Annotated in this window: 13 protein-coding genes; 8 read left to right on the top strand and 5 right to left on the bottom strand. The window is 51.6% G+C overall.

Annotated features, from left to right (window positions below; translation table 11 throughout):
- Positions 1-94: 94 nt before the first annotated feature.
- The 5 genes from BLX24_RS26555 to namA all read right to left on the bottom strand — a co-directional run bounded on the left by BLX24_RS26555 (position 95) and on the right by namA (position 8,467).
- On the bottom strand, positions 95-1,693 hold the full coding sequence (locus tag BLX24_RS26555; RefSeq protein WP_071506262.1) for a RagB/SusD family nutrient uptake outer membrane protein: 1,599 nt from the start codon (positions 1,691-1,693) through the stop codon (positions 95-97).
- Between the two features lie 22 nt (positions 1,694-1,715).
- The gene (locus tag BLX24_RS26550; protein ID WP_071506261.1) at positions 1,716-5,207 is read right to left on the bottom strand and encodes a SusC/RagA family TonB-linked outer membrane protein; all 3,492 of its coding nucleotides are present in this window, start codon (positions 5,205-5,207) and stop codon (positions 1,716-1,718) included.
- A 290-nt stretch (positions 5,208-5,497) separates the two neighbouring features.
- On the bottom strand, positions 5,498-6,499 hold the full coding sequence (locus BLX24_RS26545) for a FecR family protein (protein WP_071506260.1): 1,002 nt from the start codon (positions 6,497-6,499) through the stop codon (positions 5,498-5,500).
- A 58-nt stretch (positions 6,500-6,557) separates the two neighbouring features.
- A complete protein-coding gene (locus BLX24_RS26540) occupies positions 6,558-7,187 on the bottom strand; it encodes an RNA polymerase sigma-70 factor (RefSeq protein WP_071506259.1) in 630 nt (209 codons plus the stop codon).
- A gap of 209 nt (positions 7,188-7,396) precedes the next feature.
- Complete coding sequence (gene namA, locus BLX24_RS26535; protein WP_083422200.1) at positions 7,397-8,467, bottom strand: NADPH dehydrogenase NamA; 1,071 nt, start codon at positions 8,465-8,467, stop codon at positions 7,397-7,399.
- 334 nt (positions 8,468-8,801) lie between these two features.
- Between namA and BLX24_RS32305 the strand changes: the two genes are divergently transcribed.
- The 8 genes from BLX24_RS32305 to BLX24_RS26500 all read left to right on the top strand — a co-directional run bounded on the left by BLX24_RS32305 (position 8,802) and on the right by BLX24_RS26500 (position 23,940).
- A complete protein-coding gene (locus BLX24_RS32305; RefSeq protein ID WP_143092822.1) occupies positions 8,802-9,020 on the top strand; it encodes a hypothetical protein in 219 nt (72 codons plus the stop codon).
- 176 nt (positions 9,021-9,196) lie between these two features.
- Positions 9,197-11,647 (top strand): outer membrane beta-barrel family protein, encoded by a 2,451-nt coding sequence (locus tag BLX24_RS26530; protein WP_071506258.1) that lies wholly within the window; start codon positions 9,197-9,199, stop codon positions 11,645-11,647.
- 173 nt (positions 11,648-11,820) lie between these two features.
- Positions 11,821-14,277 (top strand): TonB-dependent receptor, encoded by a 2,457-nt coding sequence (locus BLX24_RS26525; RefSeq protein WP_071506257.1) that lies wholly within the window; start codon positions 11,821-11,823, stop codon positions 14,275-14,277.
- A 237-nt stretch (positions 14,278-14,514) separates the two neighbouring features.
- The gene (locus BLX24_RS26520; protein WP_143092821.1) at positions 14,515-16,563 is read left to right on the top strand and encodes a PAS domain-containing sensor histidine kinase; all 2,049 of its coding nucleotides are present in this window, start codon (positions 14,515-14,517) and stop codon (positions 16,561-16,563) included.
- Positions 16,564-16,710: 147 nt separating this feature from the next.
- Entirely contained in the window at positions 16,711-19,560 is a 2,850-nt protein-coding gene (locus BLX24_RS26515) for a M14 family zinc carboxypeptidase (RefSeq protein WP_071506255.1), read from the top strand.
- Positions 19,561-19,569: 9 nt separating this feature from the next.
- Positions 19,570-21,216 (top strand): gamma-glutamyltransferase family protein, encoded by a 1,647-nt coding sequence (locus BLX24_RS26510; protein WP_071506254.1) that lies wholly within the window; start codon positions 19,570-19,572, stop codon positions 21,214-21,216.
- Between the two features lie 221 nt (positions 21,217-21,437).
- Complete coding sequence (locus BLX24_RS26505) at positions 21,438-22,511, top strand: glycoside hydrolase family 43 protein (RefSeq protein WP_071506253.1); 1,074 nt, start codon at positions 21,438-21,440, stop codon at positions 22,509-22,511.
- A gap of 106 nt (positions 22,512-22,617) precedes the next feature.
- Complete coding sequence (locus BLX24_RS26500) at positions 22,618-23,940, top strand: DEAD/DEAH box helicase (protein WP_071506252.1); 1,323 nt, start codon at positions 22,618-22,620, stop codon at positions 23,938-23,940.
- Positions 23,941-23,942 lie beyond the last annotated feature (2 nt).

Below are 23,942 nucleotides of genomic sequence, written 5' to 3'. Positions count from 1 at the left end.
TCCGGATTTAAAATCCGAAGTTAGGTGATTGCGGGTTTTAAATCCGCAATAGCTGTTGTCCGTGGCTGCGATCAGCCACGGACAATGCAGGAACTTACCAGCCCGGATTCTGCGACAGCGAAGGGGTCAGGTTACGTTCCCGCTGCGGTACCGGCCAGAGGTAATGCCGTGTCTTGTCGAACACCCGGTTGATGCCTACCACCTGAACAGTCGCTGGTTTGCCGTCGGCACCTTTATAAGTAATCCCGTAAACCGGTCCCGGCAACACGGTTTCGGCCGTTTTCCAGCGGCGGATGTCAAACAGATGCTGTCCTTCAAATGCCAGCTCAACCGTGCGTTCGCGGCGGACAATGGCCCGTAGCTCTGCCTGAGAGGCCGTGGTACCGATGGCCGGTTGTTTTACGTCGGTCCGGCCGTTGCGTACGCTGTTGATGGCACTGATCACACTGGCGTCAATCTGATTTAACTCAATTTTCGCTTCGGCATAGGTGAGCAGAATCTCGGCATACCGCAGCAGAATGATATTGATGCCGTTGTTCGCAGGGTTCGCGTAGTCGTCGGTGTTTATGTATTTTTTTAGGTTAAAACCTGTCGTTGAGGCGATGTAGGTATTTCCGACGGCATCGGCGGTCCCGCTGTTGGGCTCCGGCCGGAAGGTGATGCCGCTGGGCAGAACATCGCCGGTCAGATACACGGAGAATTTAAGGCGCGGATCACGGTTGACATACGGCGTCGCGGGGTCATAACCGCTGGCCGGGTCTGTGATGAGTTTACCGGCAGTGGTTTCATAGGTATCAACCAGTGCTTTGGTCGGCACAAAGGTGCTGTTGGCACTTTTCTGGCTATACGGGCCCATGTAGCTGAATACGTTGACCGGATAGGTGTCTTTAATGAACTGACGGTCCAGTAATACCTCCTTATTGTTTTCGGCCGCGTAGGTAAACAGTTTTTCGTACGAATCATACAGACCATAAGTGCCCGATTTAATGACCTGATCCGCAGCGTCGGCTGCCTGCTGGTAGCGGCCGGCATAGAGGTTCGCCCGTGCGCGCAGGCCGATGGCCGCGCCTTTCGTAAACCGGCCTCTGTCGGCGGCGGCGTAGGTTGCCGGCAACAGGGCTGCCGCTTCCGACAGTTCCTTGTCGACAAAATCCCATACCTGTGCAACCGGTGTGCGGGTCAGGGCGCGGCTTTCGTCCAGCGTAATGGCCTTTGTCACCAGCGGCACATCGCCGTAGAGGCTGGCCAGTTTCAGGTACTGATAAGCCCGTAAGGCCCGTGCTTCGCCTTTGCACTGACTGATCAGGGCGGTATTGGCTGTCTGGATCTTGTCAATATTATCGAGCAGATAGTTGCAGGCCCGGATACCCCGGTAGGCTTTAGCCCATTCCCCGAATACCCGCGAGCTGGTAGCGTCGTACTGGCCCAGCTCAATGTAGGCATGCAGCTCAAACGGCTGGTTGACGTGGCCGATCTCGGTCAGCGCATCCCAGCTGAAGATGTTCGTACTGTCGAGGTCACTGTACAGGGAGTTGGTGGCCAGCCGGGCGTCGTTGTCTGTTTTCCAGAACACACTTTCCGAAAGGCGGTCGTTGGGTACTGTGTCCAGCAGCTGACGGTCGCAGGCACTCAGGGCCAGGCCTGCCGAAAGGGCCAGCAAGGTATATTTGATCGTATAACGTAGTGATTTCATTATATTCAGACGATGAGTCGGGTTAGAGTCCCAGGTTTAAGCCAACGGTGTAAAGAGCGGTTTGCGGATAATATACGCCGCGTCCTGAACCAACTTCCGGATCAAGGCTCCATTCGTTCAGTTTTGAGATAGTAAAGACGTTGGTGGCTGACACATAGGCCCGGATCCGGTTCATTTTCAGCTTACCGGCGATCGCTGCCGGCAGTGAATAGGCAAGCTGAATATTTTTCAGCCGAACATAGGAGGCGTCGATCACCAGCCGGTCGGAGGTAGCCACGTTCCGCAGGTCAAACTTTCTTGGCAGCGGGAATCGTGCATCCGGGTTTTGCGGCGTCCAGTAATTGTTGGTATAAATCTCATGGGTAAACCCTTCCTGATTACCCATTTCGGCTAGCGCACCGGCCAGCCGGGTGTCTACTTTGGCCGCTCCCTGGAACAACAGACTCAGTTCGAAGTTCCGGTAAGAGACGTTTGCGTTCAAGCCGAAAATGTATTTCGGGAAGGAGTTACCGATATTGGTCATGTCGTTGGCGTCGATTTTACCGTCGCCGTTCAGGTCAATGTATTTCACGTCGCCGGGTTTGGTATTGGCGGCGTAAGTGGCTTTGTAGCTGTCAATTTCCGACTGCGTCTGGAAGAGACCATCGGTTTTATAGCCCCATAAGGTATTGATCGGCAGGCCAACGGCGATGATGTAGCGCGGATCAATATCCGAACCGGTAATGTACGGACCGGTTCCTTTCAGATCAACCACCTTATTGGTGTTAATGCTGAAATTGCCGCCCAGATTATACTGGACGCCTGATGTACTTTTGGCGCCGCGATAGTTCAGGCTGATTTCGAGTCCTTTGTTTTCGACTGAACCTGCATTCTGCGGCGGGGCCGACAGCCCGACCGTCGCCGGGATTTCCAGGTTCAGCAGGATATCGTTGGTCAGCTTCCGGTAATAGTCGACAGTCAGGTTCAGGCGGTTGCGCAGGAATGCCGCGTCCAGCCCCAGGTCAAGCTGCGTGGTTGATTCCCAACCCAGATTGGTATTGGCCAGGCTTGTCTGCCGGTAGCCTTGCACCGCCGCCCCGTTAAAATTGTAGCCCCGCGATGTTAAGGCCGCATAATAGCTGTACAGATCGACTGACTGGTTGCCGGTAATACCCCACGAACCGCGTAGTTTCAGCTCGTTAACCGTTGCTTGCAGACCCTGCCAGAAGTTTTCTTTCGAGAGCCGCCAGCCTGCCGAGAACGACGGGAAAACACTGTATTGTTTTTCACCGGTAAATTTCGATGAACCATCATACCGGCCATTTGCTTCGAACAGGTATTTACCGTTGTAATCGTAGTTGACCCGGGCAAAGTAAGACCGCAGGCCAAACACGGCATCGTTTCCGGAGTTGCTCTTGGTCCCGTCGTTGGCCCCCTGGCCGACCGACTGAATATCGTTGTTGTAGAAGCGTTCGCGGTAGGCACTCAGGAAGTTCTGGGTATTGCCGATCTGCGAATAGCCGAGTAATCCTTTGACGTTATGATTCCCGATTTGTTTGTCATACGTTAACAGATTGATGAGGGTATACTCCCGGAGGTTGTTCCGCACTTCCGTTAACGTGTTATTGGCTACTGTTTTGGTGATGTTCGTATTTTTATCGGTGTTGACATAGGCGTTGGCGTAGTTTTTTTCCTGCGTAAAAAAGCCACGGCCGGCCAGCTGGGTGGAGAAGGTCAGCCCATCAAGAATCTCCCATTCGCCTTTTACATAACCCACCAGGTAATCTGTATATCGTTTCGAATCGCCTCCGATCTCAGCGTACATCAGCGGGTTGTTGCCTTGTGAGCTAAGTCCGTACGTGCCATCTGCGTATTTCGGTACGGCCCAAAGTGATCCGTGCAGAAAGAAGTTGATCGGGTCGATGGCAGGCACCTGCGAGTAGGTATAGCGATAGTTGAGATCGGTGCTTACCCGGATTTTACGCGATACAGTATAATCGGTATTCAAACGGATTTCGCCGATTTTGCTGCGGTAGTGCGTAATAATGCCGTCCTGATCCTGAAAACGGACACTCAGGCGTGTGCGTAACGTTTCGGTTCCGCCGGCTACCGATAAGGTATGGTTTTGTTGTGGGGCAGCACGCAGCATGGTCTGGAACCAGGTGTTGGGCAGCGGGTATTTTTCGCGGTCGGTGGCATTCACATACGCCTGGATCGACGACTCGGTAAAGCGGGCAGGCAGGGCGGCTCCGGCGTTGGTATAGGCGGCAACCTGCATGCGCATGTAATCCTCAATGTTCATCATGCGGGGGGTATTGATCGATTTCTGAATGGCGTAATAGCCGTTATAATCGACCTGTACCTTTCCGCTTTTGGCCCGTTTGGTCGTAACCAGTACCACCCCATTGGTCGCCCGTGATCCGTAAATGGCTGTGGAGGCTGCATCTTTGAGGATGGAAATGGTTTCGATATCTTCAGGATTGATGTCGCTCAGGCGTTGTTCAATACCATCAACAATAACGAGGGCATCGTTTTTGCCCAGGTCGTAGGCACCGGTGCTGTTGCTGCTACCTGCCGGGCTGGTACCATTGATGTTGAAGGTGGTTACGCCGCGCACGCGGATGGCCGTGTTTGACCGGCCAGGGGCGCCACCCTGATCCAGGACGGTTACCCCCGGCATTTGTCCCTGTAGCGATTGCTGCACGTTTGATACGGGTCGGCGGGCAATCTCTTCGCTGCCAATCTGCGCAACGGAATTGGTCAGCGCCTCCCGTTTCTGCGTCCCATAACCGACTACCACGACTTCCTCCAGTAGTTTGTTATCGGCCAGGAGAATCACATCCAGGCGGGCGCGGTTGCCAGCGACAATCTCCTGTGTCACAAAGCCAATGCCTGAAAATACCAGTACGGCATTAGCCGGTACATCCAGTGTATATTTACCGTTGATATCGGTGCTGGTGCCTTTGCTGGTGCCTTTGATGACTACGTTAATTCCTGGTAGTGATTCACCATTTTCGCTTTTCACCGTACCGGTAATCTGGCTGGCTGTCAGTTCGGTTTTCAGACTAACAGAGCCTACGCTGTTTAGTAAATTCTGTGTGTTTTCTGCTGACGGAGCAGGTTCCTGAAGAGATAATGCTTCCGGCAGGCCGGTCTCCAGGGAGGCTAGTTTCCGCGGTTTCTTATCGGCAAGAATCAGATACGAGTTACTGTTCACTTTTTTGTAACGCAGACCAAGGGGGTGAAGCAGATTTTCCAGATTTTTTTCGAGCGTTGCCTTCGCATTTAGTCTGCGCGCAGAAACCGAAATGCCCTCTACTGTCCGGAGTTCAAAGAGAATGTCAGCCCCATATTGTGTTTTGAGTTCATGCAGAACCTCTTTCAACTGCCGTTCCGCGAGATGCGGAGTCGTCAGTTGTTTACGCTGAACGTTATTGGCCAGTACGATTGACTGTGACCAGCCCGGCCGGAAACCAACCAGCAGCGACGTGGCCAGTAAACATTTGGTTACGGCATTCGGTAAAGGATTTGTCATAAAACAGACGATAAAAAAAGTGATCGTTGAGAAACAAGGGTAAGCGTTTTGCCGGCCCGGGCGGTGGCTGTCGTTTCACGGCCGGAGCCCGTCAGCCGGCGCAGTTAACTGGCTGGTATTGTTAATCAATGGGCAAAGATTAGTAGACGTTCAGGCTTTTGCAAGGAAAATTTAATATTTTGATAATCAGATGATTAGCCAAAAGTCTATCGGGAAATACGGTTATTCTGGCGATCAGAGAAAAAGGAACGGCTATCGGTATGATATAGAAATGGTTAGCATACTCCCTGTTACTGATCGGAAATACGGACTTTGTTTCCCTGCCGGACAACGGTAATGTCAAGTAGTTCGGAGATCGACTGCAGGAGCTGATCCACATTGTCGGCGCGGAAAGAGCCCATCAACACCCGCTCTGCCAGAGCCTGATCGCTGATGGTTACCTCAAGGCCATAGTTGTCTTCGAGTAGATACGCCACTTCCTGAAGCGAGGTCTCGTCGAACACAAACCGTTTATCGGTGCTGATGATCCCGGGGAGAGAATGACCGGCGTTTCGGAGCTGCATGCGGTTCTGCCGGTCGAGTGTGACCAGATCACCGGGCTTCATCGTCAACTGGCGGGTTGACCGGCCCTGTTGGTAGTTGAGTTGTACCTTGCCTTTGTTCAGCTGCACCCGGGCTCCCCGTTTGCGGGCAAAAACCGAGAATTCAGTACCCAGTACAACAACTGTAACGTTGTTGGCCGTTTTAACCGCAAACGTCTGATCGTCCGGCGTATGAACAATAGAAAAAGATGCTTCTCCGGCTAGCTCCACTTCGCGGGTACGCACACCGAACCCCCACCGCGGAACCCGTAATGACGAGTTGGCACTCAGCATGACCTTGCTGCCGTCTGCCAGCTGAATCGGACGGGTTTCGCCGTAGGCCGTTGTATAGGTCTGGTACATAACCGGTTTTCGCAGCAGCCAGGCACACGGTGCAAGCAGCAGAAGGACCGAGGCCGCCACCAGCCATTGGCGTACCGGCCATGTACGAACAACCGGTACGGTAGTGGTTTCGTGGCCGGGCGCACCGGCATGCTGATTACTGGCCATGAACCCGGTAAACTTTGCAACGGCTTCCTCCGTCCGGGCGAGGTACTGTGGATGGGTCATTTCCCATTCTTCGAGCCATTCATAATACTGCTCTTCGTGAGCCGGCGTTTGTAGCCAGCTGGCAATAAGCTCCCGTTGCAGCGGGGAAGTATTTCGTTCAAAATGGCTGAATATAAGCTCTTTGTTGACTTCTGATTCCATTTCTTTTCGACATATATGTGTGTAGTAACCCCCGGGGAATGGCTGACCAGGTAACGCCTCATGAGGGTAGCTGGCGGATAATAACGAGCAGCAGCGTGAGCCAGTGGTCTTTCAGCCCTTTCCGGACAATACTCAGGGCTTTGACAATGTGTACTTCGACCGTTTTGATGGAGATGCCCAGTTCGTTGGCAACCTCCTGGTATTTTTTGCCTTCAAACCGGTTGAGGAGAAACACTTTCCGGCACTGGGGCGACAGGGATTCAACCAGATCTTCGAGCTTATGGAAGACTTCTTCGAACTGCAGCATCTGGTCGGGCCGCTGGCTGCAGGCGCTTTCGCGGACGTCAGCGGAATCGAGAGTGTCCAGTTGCTGAAATTCGAGACGAAGGTAATTGTAGGCTTCGTTCCGGACGCTCCGGAACAGGTAATAGCGGTAGGAACTGGTTACGGTTTGATAGGCTCTGGTTTTCCAGAATTTACAGAAAACCTCACTGACAATATCCTCCGCGGTTTCTTTGGAGTAAACAAACCGGACTGCATGGCTGCATAATGCCTGATGATACCGCCGGAAAAGCAGCTCGCACCCTTTCTGCGGATTTTCTTCGAAGGCTTTGCGGATAAACAGTTCTGTATCGTTGAACATCAACGGCTCATGGATATCCGGCAACCTGTTGTCTGCCAGCTGCATAGCTGGCAGTGAATCGGATTGTTCTGAAGATTGGATCGGTCTGACAGGTTGCATATCCTCCGTTGAAAACTAAGTAAGTCCGGTAAAAGCACTCTATACTATCAGACAACTTTTTCAGAAAACCACCTTATATAATTTTAAAAAAATATCAACTAAAATGTGGATAGTTGCCCGGCCGGAAACGATTGCCGCTTCCGGCCGGCTGCCGGTCAGCGTTGTTTGCCACGGATATACTGCACCGGCCAGGCATGGCCGGCCCCAAGCGTCTGGGCAGCCTGCATCGGAAAATACGGGTTACGTAAGAACTCGCGGGCCAGCAGCACCAGATCAGCCTGACCACCCGCAAGAATGGCTTCGGCCTGCTCCGGCGACGTAATCAGACCGACGGCTCCGGTGGCGATACCGGCCTCGGCCCGGATGCGTTCGGCAAACGCAACCTGATAGCCCGGACCAACCGGAATAGAGGCCTGCGGAACATTGCCGCCCGTTGAACAATCGACGACATCGACCCCTTTCTCGTTCAGGAGTTTGGCCAGCGCTACCGAATCGTCAATTGTCCAGCCGCCGTCGGTCCAGTCGGTAGCGGAAATACGCACAAACAGCGGCAGATCGGCCGGCCATACCGTTTTAACGGCATCAACAATTTCCAGCACCAACCGGACGCGGTTATCGAAACTGCCACCGTAGGCGTCGGTCCGGTGGTTGCTGAGCGGCGAGAGAAATTCGTGGAGTAAATACCCGTGTGCGGCATGGATTTCAACAACCCGGAAGCCGGCTTCGGCTGCGCGCTGAGCAGCGGCTTTAAAATCAGCCCGGACTTTGGCCAGGCCGGCATCGTCCAGTTCGGTAGGGGCTACGGTGCCCGCTTTGAATGGAACCGCGCTTGGGGCAACCCGTTCCCATCCGTCGGGATGATCCGCCGGAATCAGGTCATTTCCTGCCCATGGAATCTGGTGGCTGGCTTTACGGCCGGCATGGGCCAGCTGAATACCGGCCACCCCACCTTGCCTGTCAATAAAACGGGTAATACGCCGGAGCCCGTCCAGGTGTTCGTCTTTCCAGATACCCAGATCCCCGGGCGAAATACGGCCCTCCGGCGAAACCGCCGTGGCTTCGGTAAAGATCAGGCCTGCCCCGCCAACGGCACGGCTGCCCAGATGAACCAGATGCCAGTCGTTGGCAAAGCCATCTTCGCTCGAATACTGACACATCGGCGAGACCACGATCCGGTTTTTAAGCGTTACGCTTTTTAGAATTAATTCTGAAAAAAGTAGTGACATAGAGGTAAAATATATGCTATATTTGGTTTTGTATTATATGATAATGAAACCGATTGTCTGTATATAATACAAACTAGTAACTAAAATGAAAAAGAGCAACAATTGGATCAGCTAGCCTCAGGCGTCGGAAAAAGCAGAATTATGCGAAGACAAAAGGAAAAGATATTTTGATACTAAACCACTAGACTTTGTATTTTGTTGTGTGGTTATACAGGCGCTTATAATGGTTAAATATAATTTATAGGCAATGTGTACCAAACAACAAATAGATACGTCTCAAGTATGCGTTCCGGAAAATGTAATGCGTATTGAAGACACTAAATGAAACGTAATTATGAGAACGAGAACCCAAAGAAAACGACCATTTAAATCAGATGAAAACCGCATTGAGTTAGTAACTATGTATCTGGAGGCAGCACGTCGCCGCTTATTGGCAAGCCAGTCGGGAGATCAGCCGTTGCATGATAAAATATCGGAAGAAATGGAAAGTATCCGGCAAAGGATGCGTCCCAGAACCCCGGTATTAGCAACTGTTTTTTCTCATCCAAATTGATTTGTGTTTATCTATGTATTACCCGCGTGAACCGGTGAGGGGCAGACAACTACAGGCTGTACTTACCGGTTTTTTTATTAGTAACTTAAAAACAGGGTGTTAATTATTCTTAAGTCGATATAATTGCGGAAAGTGTAATGTATTTTTGTCGCCAAACGACACTCTAAACATCCACCATGAAGTTATTTTTTACCACCCTTATCTTATTCAGTACGTTTGTTGCCCTGGCACAATCATCATCAACAACTACCGGCCGCATTACCGGCTCCCTGGTTGACTCTGTCTCCACGAAACCGGTCCCTTTTGCTACAGTTGCCCTGCAAACCCTCGACGGTAAGCTGGTAACGGGCGTTACTTCCGACGAAAAAGGGGCATTTTCCATTGAAAAAATTACGTTTGGCACCTATCAGCTAACCTTTACGTTTGTGGGGTATCGTTCAAAAAAGCTGCCCGCCGTTACACTCTCTGCCGATAAGGCTGTTGTCAATATAGGTACGGTTCTGCTCACTGCTGATACCAAAAGCCTGAGCGAAGTAAACGTTGTGGGCCAGAAAGCGCTGGTCGAAGATAAAGGCGACCGGTTGGTATTTAATGCCGAAAAAGATGCCACCATAACGGGCGGGACAGCGGCCGACGTGCTCCGGAAAGTACCGATGCTGACCGTTGACCTGGACGGGAACCTGAAAATGCGGGGCAGCGGCAATATCAAGATTCTGGTTAACGGCAAACCGTCGTCGATTATGGCCCGCAATCCGGCCGAAGCCATTAAGCAGATGCCCGCAAACATCATTAAGTCGGTGGAAGTCATTACCAGTCCCGGCGCGAAATACGATGCCGAGGGAGCCGCCGGTGTAATCAACATCATTACCAAAAAGGCTTTGCAAGGCACAAACGGAACGGTCAATCTGACCGGCGGTGATCTGAACCGGTCCGTAGGCGGCAATATCAATGTCCGGGGTAAAAAGCTGGGCCTGGCCATGTCAATGAATGCCTATCAGTACCGCAACATCGGCGATAATAACAGCCGCCGGACAGCGCTGGTAGATGGCAAGCCAACCAGTATACTCGAACAGTCGTCGTCGCGGGATAATATCGGGACGGGAGGCTACGGCGAGATGAGCCTCGACTATGATCCGGATTCTCTGAACCGCATCAGTTTATCGGCCAATGCCTGGGGCGGTAATTTTCCGATGAACAGTAGCCTGTTCAGCCAGCTGAGAACCGTCGACGGAGCCATCGTACAGGATTTTAAGCGGGATATTCAATTCCGGAATCCCTATGGTAATACGGAATTTAACCTGGGCTGGACCCGGAACTATAAGAAACCGGGACGTGAGTTTTCGGTTCTCTCGCAGTATAGCCGCATGCCCGACAACTACTACTATACCATCGTGCAGACGCCACGGCTGTCGGAAGTACCAACGTATCTGGAGCGGAGCAAAAATGTAAGCAGCAACAACGAATACACGTTTCAGACAGATTATATCCATCCGTTTACCTCGTATACCAAACATGATACCCTTACTTTTAAGTGGGAAATGGGCGTGAAGGCTATTAACCGCGATATCAGCAGTACATTCACCATTGACCAGTCAACAACCGGAAAAGAGTCGGATTATGCGCTCGACCCCAACCGGTCGAATGAGTTTGCCTATACCCAGCGCGTATTGTCGGGTTATTCGTCGTTCCGGATGGACACGAAGAAGAAATGGGGACTCAGTGCCGGTGCCCGCTTTGAGCAGACGCAGATCAACGGCGATTTTGTGTCGACACAAACGCAGTTCAAGAGCAGTTATCACAACCTGATTCCGAGCCTGAACCTGTCCAAAACCTTTAAGGAAAAGCATACCATCAAGGCTAGTTATACCCAGCGTATTTCGCGTCCGCTGATCTGGTACCTGAATCCGTTCAAAAATTACAGCGATCCTAAAAACGTACAGACCGGTAACCCGTATCTCAGTCCTGAGCTGACGCACGCTACGGAGATCGCCTACAGCACGTACGGCAAAGAAGGATCGTCGTTTAACGCGGCTCTGTTCTGGCGGCAAACCAATAATTCCATCGAGTGGCTGTCGACGGTAGATGCGCAGGGGGTAGCCCTGACCACCCCGCAGAACATCGGGCGGAGTGCCGGTTACGGGGGGAATTTCAACATCAGCCTTCAGCCGAATAAAAAAGTAAATATTAGTCTCAATGCCGACCTGAGTTACAACTCGCTTTATAGCCCGGCCCTGAATCAGCGCAACCAGGGGTGGATCTGGGGAACAAGTCCTAATTTCTCCTACAAATTCCCGAAAGAGTGGATGATACAGGCATCGGGTTATTATGGTTCGGGCTGGGTGTCATTGCAGGGGCGTTCTTCCGGCTGGTATTACTACTCCGTTTCGGCCAAAAAGGATTTCCGGGATAAAAAAGCTACGCTGACCCTGAATTTGAATAACCCCTTCAACCGGACAGTGCGGACAACGGGCGACCAGTTTGCGCCGACGTTCATTTCTCAGAACTGGTCAAATTTTGTAAATCGCTCCGTCCGGCTTACGTTCAGCTATAAGTTTGGCAGTATGAATGCCGGTAACAGCAAGCAGAGCAAAAAAATCTCAAACGACGATAGCAAAGGAAGCCGGTAGAATAATCGCTATACATGTCGATGACCTGTCAGGGATTAAGATTCATTTTCCCCTGATCAGGTAAAGAAGTCATTAATCTATGTACAGCGTGTATCAATTCGTACATTACTGCGTCTTAAAACAATCTCTTATGCCAGGGTAAGTGCAAAGAGATTGATTTTAAAGATACTGTAATGAGATTTTTGTTAATTTTTTTTATTATCATAAGTGCATTTTGTTATACAGCACACTCGTCAACCAATCAAGGGCGGATTACCGGCTCGCTTATTGACTCACTCACATCGAAGCCAATACCGTTTGTAACAGTTTCGCTGAATACAGCCGACGGGAAAACGATCACAGGTACTCTTGCCGGAGATGATGGTACGTTTACAATTGAGAATGTAGTATTCGGTACTTACCAGCTGGCCCTGACGTTAGTAGGGTATCGTTCAAAAAAGATTGTGTCACTGACGATATCACCAGAAAAGCCGGCAGTACATGTTGGTACGATTCTGCTGATTCCTGAGCCGAAACTACTCAGCGAAGTTAAGGTTGTCGGACAGAAAGCGTTGGTTGAGCGAAAAAACGGGCATATTGTTTACAATGCAGAACGGGATGCCAGCACATCAGGGGGGACTGCTGCGGATGTACTTCGTAAAACACCCATGGTAACGGTTGAGCCGGATGGTAATCTGACGATGAGGGGCAGCAGCAGTATTAAAGTACTGGTGAATGGTAAACCATCGGCGATTATGGCGAGTAACCTGGCCGATGCTATCAAACAAATGCCGGCCAGTATTATAAAATCAGTTGAGGTGATCACCAACCCGGGGGCTAAATACGATGCGGAAGGCGTTGCCGGTGTGATTAACATCATTACTAAAAAAGCACTTACCGGAAAAAGCGGGCAGGTAACGTTGGCTGGTGGTAATCTCAATAGTTCAGTAGGCATCAATCTGAACTTACAGGGAGATAAGCTTGGGGTGAATGTTGTGCTGAATGGTAATCAAAAGAAAGGCTTTGACGCATCAGAGGGTACGCGGACAACGCTGTTAAATGACCAGCCCGTCAATGTATTGAAGCAGACATACGCCAATAAAAGCAGCGACTTTGGAGAGTATAGTGTAGTAAGTCTGGACTATGATCCTGATTCGCTCAACCGGATCAATCTTTCTGCGACCTTCAGCGGGGGAAAAGCAAGAACTAACAGTAGTCTCTTCAGTCGGCTGATGAATGTGGATGGTACTATCGAACAGGAGTACAACCGGAATATTCAGGTCAGAAGCCCCACTGCGAATACCGAATATAACCTTAGCTGGATGAGAACTTACCAGAAGTCCGGACGTGAGTTTTCGGTGCTTACTCAGTATAGCCGTATGCCGGGAAACCCGGGTTATACCGTAGTGCAGACACCCGTATTGGCAGAGGTGCCTGACTATCTGGAACGAAGCCAGAGTAAAATCAAACACAATGAGTATACCTTTCAGACAGACTATATCGACCCGTTTATGTTGCCGATCAGGCAGGATACATTAAGTATTACGCTGGAAACCGGACTTAAGGGAGTTAGCCGGAAAACCGGGACCCTCTCTACAGTAGAACAGGCGATGACAGGTAAAGAGTCTGATTATCAGATTGCTCCTGACCGGTCGGCTGAGTTGAATTACGGGCAACGCATTTTAGCAGGTTATCTTTCTTTACGGGTAGAAACCGGTAACCAATGGGCATTAACGCTTGGGGGCCGTTATGAGCACACGCAGATCAGCAGTGATAATTTATCTGTTCAGACTCAGTTTAAAGGAAATTATCATAACCTGATTCCAACCGTCAACCTGTCAAAAACAATAAATGAAAAGCATACGATAGAAGCTAGTTACACACAGCGGATCTCCCGCCCGCAAATAGAGTACCTGAATCCGTTCAAAAATTACAGCGACTCAAAAAATGTATCAGTGGGTAACCCGGATTTACAGGCAGAGCTGGCTCATGCTACGGAACTAACGTATAGTATGTACGACGATAAGGGTACTTCACTGAGTACTACTCTCTACTGGCGGCAGACGAATAATGCTATCGAATGGCTGAAAAAAGTTAATACAGAAGGGGTAGCTCTGTCTACACCACAAAACATTGGGCAGGAAGCCCGCTTTGGCGGAAGTTGGTATCTGTCTTTCTTACCTGCTAAAGACCTTACGGTTACTGTAAATAATGACCTGAGCTATAACTCGTTGGTTAGTCCGTCATTGAGTCAACGAAACAGTGGCTGGCTCAATAGCGGCGGGCTTGTTATCTCATATAAGCTTCCGAAAGACTGGTACTTAGAAGGCTCCTGGTACTATACTACAGGCTGGCTTTATATTCAAAGTCGATATAAAGGGTATACGTACTTAAACCTGACTGGTAAAAAGGAATTTATGCAGAAAAAGGCTGCCCTAACGCTAAGACTGGGTAATCCTTTTAAAAAATATATTATACTGACAGGCCATTCGAAAGCTCCTACCTATGTCTCGGATGGGAACAATGCTTATGTATATCAATCTTTTAATCTGTCATTTAGCTATAAGTTTGGCCACGTTGGTGTAAAAGAAGGAAAGAAGAATAAAAAGATTATAAACGACGATAAAAAGCAGGCGTCTAAAAGGGGGTAACAAGCTTCTATCCTTTGTAAAGTAGCTTACAATGCCTTTGATGGCTATTGTAAGCTACTTTTTTCTTTATATCGTTTTCCAGATGACACAAAACAGTAAATTTCTGCTGTATTGTTAAATAAATTGAGCACAACAATGCAAACGACAGCCGGTAAACTTTTGTAGATTGCAACCAGGATCACCGTAAAGCCTATTGATTTGCTGATTGTATCCACCAATCAGTTAGCAGCAGTGAACATGGAACAAACTGAAACTAATGAGATTCCCTTTTTCCTGAAAGGAGGGGGAGAGATAGGAAAATTAATTGCCGGTAAGGACTGGAGCAGGACAAAACTAGGGCCTTTGTCTGCCTGGCCGCAAAGCCTCTGTACGACGCTGAGTATTTTGCTACACTCACGGTTTCCGATGTTTTTGTTCTGGGGGGCTGATTCACGTTGTTTTTACAATGATGCTTACCGGCCCAGTCTGGGCATAGACGGCAAGCATCCGGATGCGCTGGGTGAGCCGGGCAAAGCGGTCTGGCCAGAGGCCTGGTCTGCCATTGTTTCCATGATTGATACAGTGATGGCCGGTGGAGAGGCTAGCTGGCAGGAAGACCAGCTGATTCCCATTTTCCGGAACGGCCGGATGGAGGATGTGTACTGGACGTTTAGCCATAGCCGCGTTTTTGATGAAAGCGGCAAGGTGGGCGGTGTACTCGTGACCTGCGTGGAAACCACTAAAATTGTCAGGTTCCGCAACGAGCAGCAAAAATTTCTGGCGCTCTTTGAACATAGCCATGATTCGATGGCGATCTCGACGGCCAATCACCGGATGATGCATATTAACAAAGCCGGCCGTGAGTTGTTAGGGATTGGTTTGGACCAGGACGTTACAACCTTGATCGGCCGTGATTTTTATCCGGCCGAAGAACTGGATGATATCATTGCCAGGGTAATTCCTGCACTGGATAAAGAGGGCCGCTGGTCGGGCGAAATACCGTTTCGTCACTTTAAAACGGGCGAATCTATTCCGTGCCATGTGGACTTTATTAATATTTATGATCCTGAATCCGGCGATTTGATCAGCAGGGCAACGGTTCTCCGGGATTTACGCCCCGAACTGGAAATCCGGCAACGCCTGAGCCATAAAAATGAGAAGCTGCAACGACTCATTCAGGAATTTACGTTTGTGACGGATTTTATGCCGCAACTGGTTTGGTCAACCGAACCGGATGGCTATCATGATTTTTATAACCAGCGCTGGTATGACTACACGGGGCTGAGCTATGAAGAATCAAAGGCAGAGGGCTGGAGTCGGGTCCTGCACCCCGACGACATAGTGCCGACGACGAAAGTCTGGCAACATTCGCTGGAAACGGGAGAGCCCTATGAGGTAGAATATCGGTTCCGGCGGCACGACGGCGAATACCGCTGGTTTTTGGGCAGAGCCTTGCCGATGCGGGATGAATCCGGCCAAATCATTAAATGGTTTGGCACCTGTACCGATATCGACGACCGCCGGAAAGTGGCCGATAAACTGGAATACCTGGTACAGTCACGGACCATGGAACTCAGCAACGCAAACCAGACCCTGACACGGAAAAATCATGAACTGGAACAATTTGCCTATATCGCCAGTCATGACCTGCAGGAGCCCCTCCGCAAAATTCAGAACTTTGCTGATTTGCTGAAGACAGACGTTGAAAACGAGGCGTTTATGCCAATTTATCTGGAGAAAATTATTTCATCGGCACAGCGCATGTCTTCCTTGATTAAGGCTGTCCTGAACTATTCGCGCCTGTCGAACGGCACAGAAAATGTAAAACGTACCGATTTAAATCAGGTAGTTGGTCAGGTATTGTCGGATTACGAAACAGCTATTCAGGAAAAGGCAGCGGTACTGACTATTGAACCAATGCCGGTTATTCTGGCCGATGAGCTACAGATGACACAACTGTTCACCAATCTGATTGGCAATGCGCTGAAGTTTTGTGATAAACAGCCCGTTATCAGGGTTACATGCAATCGCTTACACCATAATCTTGCCGCAGACATACCGGACTATGACCCCGGGGTGCGTTACATTCACATCGCTGTAGCCGACAACGGTATCGGTTTTGATCAGAAATATGCCGGGCGGGTCTTCTCGATTTTTCAGCGACTGGGCGCGGGGCGTTCCTACGAAGGCACCGGTATCGGGTTAGCGTTATGTAAAAAAATTGCAGAAAACCATAAAGGACATATCTGGGCTGAAAGTATGCCGGGCCAGGGATCTGTGTTCCATGTCTGCTTACCGGCCAGATAAATCGCAGAATGTATCTATTTTTGGAGTAAATAGTGATTAGCCAATTATAATTTGGCTTGGTTAGATAAAAAAGCCATAATATTTGTACCGAAAACGAGGAAGTGCCATATTTAAGTTGGCGTGCAAATCATTCTTAACCAAATAAATATGGCTTTCTCGTTACTTCGTCAGACAGGCTTGCTCCTGACCGGTTTTTGGATCGTATCCGGGCCGCTGCTGGCTCAGCAGGTAGATGATACCTATAACCAGAAAATAAGGGAATATACGACCGATCCCCGTTTCCTGCCGGCTTCGGTCCTGAACCTGACCGACCATCCGACGATCCCGTCGCCCCGCAAACACTTCGGGCAGATTATCGGGACACCGGGCATCCTGCACCACACAACTGACATTTATGCCTACTACCGGAAACTGGCGCAAACGTCGTCTCTGGTGAATGTACAGCAGATTGGCACTTCGGAAGAAGGCCGGCCGATCCAGCTGGTGGCCATTGGCAACGAAGAGGCCATGAAACGGCTGGACCACTACAAGAAGCAAGTGGCGCTGCTGGCCGACCCGCGCAAGGTGCAGCCGCAGGAGCTGGAAAAAATCCTGGGCGATACCAAACTGGTGTATTACCTCAACGGAGGGCTGCACTCGCCCGAAATGGGGTCGCCGGAGATGCTCATGGAGCTGGCTTACCGGCTCATTACCGACCAGTCGGAAGAAATCAAAACGATTCGTAACAACATCATTGTGCTGATCAATCCGGTGTCGGAGCCCGATGGCTGGGATAAGCAGGTCGACTGGTATAACCGCTACACCAAAAACCGCCCTAAATACGATGATGGCTTCCCGAAATCACCGCCCTATTGGGGGAAATACACCTACCACGATAACAACCGCGATGGCATCCAGATTTCACAGGCGCTGACCAAAGCCATTTATAAACTGTACTTCGACTGGCACCCGACGGCCATGCTCGATCTGCACGAGTCGGTACCGCTGTTATACATCTCGACCGGCACGGGGCCCTACAACGAAACCATTGACCCGATTGCCATCGGTGAGTGGCAGATTATGGCCCATCATGACATTACGACGCTGGCGGCGCAGGGCGTGCCAGGCGTGTTTACATGGGCTTTTTACGATGGCTGGTACCCCGGCTATGCGCTCTGGATTGCCAACAACCATAACTCCATCGGTCGGTTTTACGAGACATTCGGCAATGCCGGTGCCAGTACCTACCTGCGGGATTTATCGGAGCAGAAATACGCGGGCGATCCGGCCACCACACGGGAATGGTACCGCCCGGCTCCGCCGACGGAGAAAGTGTACTGGTCTTACCGCAACAACATTAATTACATGCAGGCCGGTGTGCTGGCCTCTCTGTCATACGCGGCAAACAACGCACGGCTGTTGCTGAAGAACTTCTACCAGAAAGGACTGAACAGCATCCGGAAAGGTACAGAAGAATCGCCGAGGGCTTATGTGATTCCGGCGGGTCAGCGCGATCCGTCGATGGCGGCCTATCTGGTCAATCAGTTGCGGGCGCAGGGTATTGAGGTACATAAAGCCGAATCCGGTAAAAAACAGGGCGATTATGTGGTGCTGCTCAACCAGCCATACCGCAACCTGGCCGTTTCGCTGCTGTCGAAACAGAACTATCCGAAAGAAGCCAAATTTCCGCCGTACGATGACATTGCCTGGACGATGGGTTATTTGTATGGGGTTGACGTGAAGGCCGAGGATAGCGTCCGGTACACTCCGGCCGACCTGAAACTGATTCAGGCAGATGTCCGCTATGCCGGTCAGGTGTCAGGTACGGGTACCAACTATGTTCTGGCGTATAAGGCCCAGAACAACGTATTGCCGGCCATGTACTGGCTGAAAGGACAGAGCAAAACGGCTAAAGCGGTGGTGCTCGATGAAAAAACAACACTCGAAGGGGTGAAGGACACTTTACTCGCCGGAGCCGTTATATTCAAGGGACTAACCGCCGATCAGGCACGGAAGCTCTCGGATCTGTTCGGGCTGGATGTGCAGGCAACGGCGGCTAATCCGGCCGTGAAGCAGCATGAGGTGAACCTGCCGCGGGTCGCCATCTACCACAGCTGGTATAACACGCAGGACGAAGGCTGGGCACGGTTTACGTTTGAGCAGCGCGGTATTCCCTACACATCCATTCACAAGGACCACCTGAAAGCCGGTGAGCTACGGAAAAAGTTTGATGTTATTCTGATTCCACGGATGCGGGGTTCGGTAACAGACTTTATCCATGAGCTGGATACGAAATTCGGACCGCTGCCGTATACCAAAACATTGGAATATCCGGCGCATGGATTCCCCGACGCCACGGCCGATATGACCGGTGGACCTGGTTTTGACGGCATCGGCCATCTCAGGCAGTTTGTAGAAGCAGGCGGGGTACTGGTGTCGCTCGACAACTCGTCGGCGATGGTGGCCGGAGCCGGGATTGCCCGCGACCTGAAACCGTACGAGGCTGCCGGTTTGTTCCATCCGGGTTCGGTTATTCAGGTAAAAGCGCGGAAACCGGATAGTCCGGTGCTGTATGGTTTCCCGGAGACGTTCCCGATTTTTAAAGGCATTGCCCCGCTTTTACAAACCGATAAAAACAACCGTGATCTGATGCTGCTTCAGTATGGCACCAAACCGCTGAAAGACGAGGAAGAGTACAAGGGCCCGATTATGGGCATGCCGGACCGTAAGCCGGTGGCAGAGCCGGAGAAAAAGGCTACGGCGAAAGAACTGCCTTATGTGCTGTCGGGTATGGTACGCAATGAGCAGACAATCATCGGCCACGGGACTATTTTCAATGTGCCGGTGGGAGCGGGCCGGGTCATTGCCTTTACGTTTGACCCGCTGCACCGGTACCTGAACCACCACGACGCCCCGCTGGTCTGGAACACCCTGATTAACTGGGATCATCTGGGCACGACACCGGCCGCGACGGCCAGCGCCGCCGGAAAAGGCAGTGCAACGGGAGGAAATGAATAAATCAGCTTTATGAAAAAGAATTATTTGTTGATGGGGCTAGCCGGCTTGCTGGCGGCTTGTAAGGTGTCAGTACCACAGTCGGCCATGCTGAAAGGGTATCAGCCAAAGGCAACGCAGGTTGTCACGTCGGACAAAGGCGTGGTGACGGCGGCGCATCCGCTGGCGGTACGTGCCGGTACGATTATGCTCGAAAAAGGCGGGAACGCCGTCGACGCGGCGGTGGCAACAGGGTTTGCCCTGGCCGTTGTGGAGCCATCAATGAGCGGGCTGGGAGGACGTTTACAGGCCATTGTACGGCTGCCGAACGGCGATATCCGTGGGGTGGATGCCACCACACAGGCACCGGCTTCTTACCAGGCAGCCACGGCACCGAAAGGCGCAGACGGTTACGCAACCATCGGGTTACCGGGCGTTGTGGCCGGTTTGACCAAATTATTGCAGCAGTACGGCACCCTGCCGCTAGCGGTAGTCATGGCACCGGCTATCCGCTATGCAGAAGAGGGCTTTGCGGTTTTACCGGGGGAGGCCGCGCGGCAGGCTTCGGTGAAAAAAATGCTGATGAAGTATACCGGAACGCGGCGGTATTTTCTGAAACAGGACAGTATTCCGTATAAGGCAGGGGAGATACTGGTACAGACCGATCTGGCTACTACGCTGAAAGCCATTGCGGAAGGTGGTCGGGATGCGTTTTATAAAGGAGCGGTCGGGCAGAAAATCGCCGCCGACATACAGGCAAACGGAGGCGTTTTTACCGCGCAGGATCTGGCTGACTACCAGGCCCTGGACGCGCAGTTGCTGTCGACCAGCTATCGGGGGTACGATGTACATGCCTTGTCGATGCCCTGCTACGGAGCCATTACACTGGAAATGCTCAACCTGATGGAAACCAGACCATTGAGCCGATACTCCGACGCCGATTGGGCGAGTAGCCTGTATCAGGCCATGAAACTGGCTTACCGCGACCGGCCGAAACAGAAAAAAGATTCTATTCAGATTCTGGTATCGAAGGCCTATGCCCGGACGCTGGCCGGTCAGATGCAGATTGCCGGTCCGGCGGCGCAGGCCCGGGTCACCGGCAGCGATACCCTGTCCGTTGGCCATACTACCCACCTGTCTACGGCCGACCAGAGTGGTATGATGGTTGCCCTGACCCAGTCGCTCGGGCCGGTTATGGGTTCGGGGGTAGCCACGCCTGGCCTGGGGTTTATGTATGCGCAGACGCTGGGCGGTGGTTACCTGGCCAGCATGAAAGGGGGCGAACGGGCCTCGTCGCATATCTCGCCGGTCTTACTGACAAAAGGCGGCAAGCCGTTTATGGCCCTCGGTGCGGCCGGTGGTGACCTGATTCCGACAGCGGTGGTGTCGGTCATCAGCCGGGTGATTGACCGGAAACTGCCCCTGGCAACCGCTGTGGCTGCTCCGCGCGTACATCCGGCCGATAAGGAAACCATGCTGATGGAAACCCGCACGGGCCTCGGCTGGGAAGCAGCGGTAGTAGATGCCGAAAAAGCCCGCGGCTTTACCGTGCGTGAAGTCCCGCAGTCGGGCCGGTTCGGACGGGTGCATGCCATCCGGTTCGATACCCGTAAAAAACGCATCAGCGGAGCTGCCGACCCCGACTGGGAAGGCGAAGCCCGCGCCCCGCAGAAGCCGTAAAATGAGAGTGTTGGCACGACCAGGCGTCCCCGACTGAGACAGATTCGTCTGCCGGTCGGGGACGCCTGGTCGTGCCAACACTGTTTCACGTCAGCCACTCAACCGCTCAATCACACAATCACTCATTATTTTTATTGCAAGATTAATCTGTGTTAAATCGTGCAACCGATTGCATAAAGCTGTGTATATTGCTGCTCTATTTAACCTCTTCTGCAATAACTATGGTTTTTCGATTAAACGTAGTACATCCGATGAAGGCGCTGGTACTGACGGGGGCATTACTGGGGATCGCTGCCGGCAGCGAAGCGCAAACCGTAAAAGGCACGAAACCGATTTCAAAGCCTTTGGTTAGTCATATTTACACGGCCGATCCGTCGGCCCATGTATTTAATGGCAAGATTTACATTTACCCGTCGCACGACTACGAAGCCGGGGTAAAGGAAGACGACCTGGGTAGCCATTTTGCGATGAAAGACTACCACATTCTGTCGATGGACGCCATCAACGGTAAGGTGACCGATCATGGCGTAGCACTGGATCTGAAAGACATTCCGTGGGCAGGCCGACAGCTCTGGGCCCCGGATGCGGCGTATAAAAACGGGACGTATTATCTATACTTTCCGGTAAAAGATAAGCAGGATGTTTTCCGGATCGGGGTGGCAACCAGCAAATCACCGGCCGGACCGTTTAAGCCACAGGGACAGCCGATGAAAAACAGCCTCAGCATTGACCCGGCCGTTTTTACGGACACCGACGGAAAAACCTATATGTACATTGGCGGTATCTGGGGCGGGCAGTTGCAGCGCTGGAAAACCGGCAAATACGACCCCAATGGGAAGGAAGTCGCACCGGATCAACCGGCATTAGCACCTAAAATGGCGCGCCTGACCGACAATATGCTGGAGTTTGCCGAGCCGCTTAAAGAAATTAAGATTCTGGATAAAGCCGGTAAGCCGCTGTTGGCTAAAGACAATAACCGCCGCTTTTTCGAAGGGGGCTGGATGCACAAATATAAAGGCAAATATTACTTCTCGTACTCGACCGGCGATACGCACTACCTCGCCTATGCTACCGGCGATTCTCCGTACGGGCCATTTACTTATCAGGGTGTAATCATGAATCCGGTAAAAGGCTGGACCACCCACCACTCCATTGTGGAGTTTAAAGGCAAATGGTATATTTTCTACCACGATGTGGAGCTGTCGGGTAAAACACACCTGCGCAATGTGAAGGTGGCTGAACTGAAACGCAACGCCGACGGATCGATTCAAACAATTGACCCGTATGTGAATTAAGGTGTAGTGGCTTGTGGTGGCACGACTTTAAGTGTTTAGGGTGTAGTGGTTCAGTGGTGGCACGACTTTAAGTCGTGCCACCACTTTTTTAGTGTACTTTTGCAGGATGGAATCAAGCCATCAACACTATACGGACATACTCGCTAATCTGGGGATTGAGCAGTTGAACCCTATGCAGGAAGCTGCCTTTGACGCGATCAGCGGTCCGCAGGACACCTTTCTGATTTCTCCCACGGGCTCAGGCAAAACCCTGGCCTTTTTATTACCGCTGCTTAACCTGCTGCAACCCGGCCAACCCGGCGTGCAGTGCCTGGTACTGGTACCCTCGCGTGAACTGGCACTTCAGATCGAACAGGTATGGCGCAAAATGGGTACCGGGTTTAAAATCAGCGTCTGTTATGGCGGTCACCCGATTCAAACCGAAATTCAGAATTTAAGCGAACCTCCGGCCCTGTTGATCGGTACGCCCGGACGGATTGCCGATCACCTCGACCGGCAATCGGTGGATGTGTCGGCGGTGCATACGCTGGTGCTCGACGAGTTCGATAAATCGCTGGAACTAGGCTTCCACGACCAGATGGCTTTCATCCTGCAACAACTGCCGCCTGACCGGAAACTGGTGCTGGTATCGGCAACGGCCGGTGTTAAACTCCCTGATTTTGTTGCGCTGAACAACCCGAAACGGCTGAAATTTACGGCCGAAGAACTCGCTCCCGCCCTTACCCTGAAACAAATTACCGTTGCCAGTGATGAGCGGATGCCTGTACTGGTCAGGTTGCTGTGCACGTTTGGCACCGATATGTCGATTGTCTTCTGCAACCTGCGCGATACGACAGAGCAAGTCAGCAATTACCTGAATGAAGAAGGGCTGAGCGCGACGTTCTATCACGGCGGTATGGAGCAGGAAGACCGCGAACGGGCACTGATCCGGTTCCGGAATGGCAGCGTCCGGGTATTGGTCACGACGGATCTGGCTGCCCGTGGCCTGGACATTCCCGAAATGAAGCATGTCGTACATGTTGATCTTCCGGTACACAAACATGAATTTGTCCACCGTAACGGCCGCACCGCCCGCATGCAGGCTATCGGAACTGCCTATGTACTCGTGCCTGAGGCCACCGAACGACCGCTTTACCTGCCCGAAGCCATCGACGAGGCTGTACTTCCCAGCCTCGTGGCCTTGCCGCCCGCTCCCGAATTCACGACGGTATACATCAGCGGCGGGCGAAAAAACAAGCTCAGTAAGATCGATATCGTCGGATTTTTCTCGCAGAAGGGCGGACTCGGAAAAGGAGATCTCGGCCTGATCGATGTGAAAGATTTTATGTCATTTGCCGCTGTCCGGAAGAGCAAGATTCCTGATCTGCTGGACCGTATTCGCGATCAGAAAATGAAAGGCAAAAAGTATAAGATTGCCGTAGCGCGGTGATC

It is taken from the genome of Arsenicibacter rosenii (genome assembly GCF_001870735.1).
GTDB classification, from domain to species: domain Bacteria; phylum Bacteroidota; class Bacteroidia; order Cytophagales; family Spirosomataceae; genus Arsenicibacter; species Arsenicibacter rosenii.
The sequence above is the reverse complement of the archived record's forward strand: the minus strand, read 5'-3'. Positions and strand labels throughout refer to the sequence as shown.

Bases quoted from the DNA above. Each gene is read 5' to 3' on its own strand.
- namA (WP_083422200.1), bottom strand. From the start codon at position 8,467: ATGTCACTACTTTTTTCAGAATTAATTCTAAAAAGCGTAACGCTTAAA.
- BLX24_RS26515 (WP_071506255.1), top strand. From the start codon at position 16,711: ATGGCTTTCTCGTTACTTCGTCAGACAGGCTTGCTCCTGACCGGTTTT.
- BLX24_RS26555 (WP_071506262.1), bottom strand. From the start codon at position 1,693: ATGAAATCACTACGTTATACGATCAAATATACCTTGCTGGCCCTTTCG.
- BLX24_RS26525 (WP_071506257.1), top strand. From the start codon at position 11,821: ATGAGATTTTTGTTAATTTTTTTTATTATCATAAGTGCATTTTGTTAT.
- BLX24_RS26500 (WP_071506252.1), top strand. From the start codon at position 22,618: ATGGAATCAAGCCATCAACACTATACGGACATACTCGCTAATCTGGGG.
- BLX24_RS26505 (WP_071506253.1), top strand. From the start codon at position 21,438: ATGGTTTTTCGATTAAACGTAGTACATCCGATGAAGGCGCTGGTACTG.
- BLX24_RS26540 (WP_071506259.1), bottom strand. From the start codon at position 7,187: ATGCAGCTGGCAGACAACAGGTTGCCGGATATCCATGAGCCGTTGATG.
- BLX24_RS32305 (WP_143092822.1), top strand. From the start codon at position 8,802: ATGAGAACGAGAACCCAAAGAAAACGACCATTTAAATCAGATGAAAAC.
- BLX24_RS26550 (WP_071506261.1), bottom strand. From the start codon at position 5,207: ATGACAAATCCTTTACCGAATGCCGTAACCAAATGTTTACTGGCCACG.
- BLX24_RS26510 (WP_071506254.1), top strand. From the start codon at position 19,570: ATGAAAAAGAATTATTTGTTGATGGGGCTAGCCGGCTTGCTGGCGGCT.
- BLX24_RS26520 (WP_143092821.1), top strand. From the start codon at position 14,515: ATGGAACAAACTGAAACTAATGAGATTCCCTTTTTCCTGAAAGGAGGG.
- BLX24_RS26545 (WP_071506260.1), bottom strand. From the start codon at position 6,499: ATGGAATCAGAAGTCAACAAAGAGCTTATATTCAGCCATTTTGAACGA.
- BLX24_RS26530 (WP_071506258.1), top strand. From the start codon at position 9,197: ATGAAGTTATTTTTTACCACCCTTATCTTATTCAGTACGTTTGTTGCC.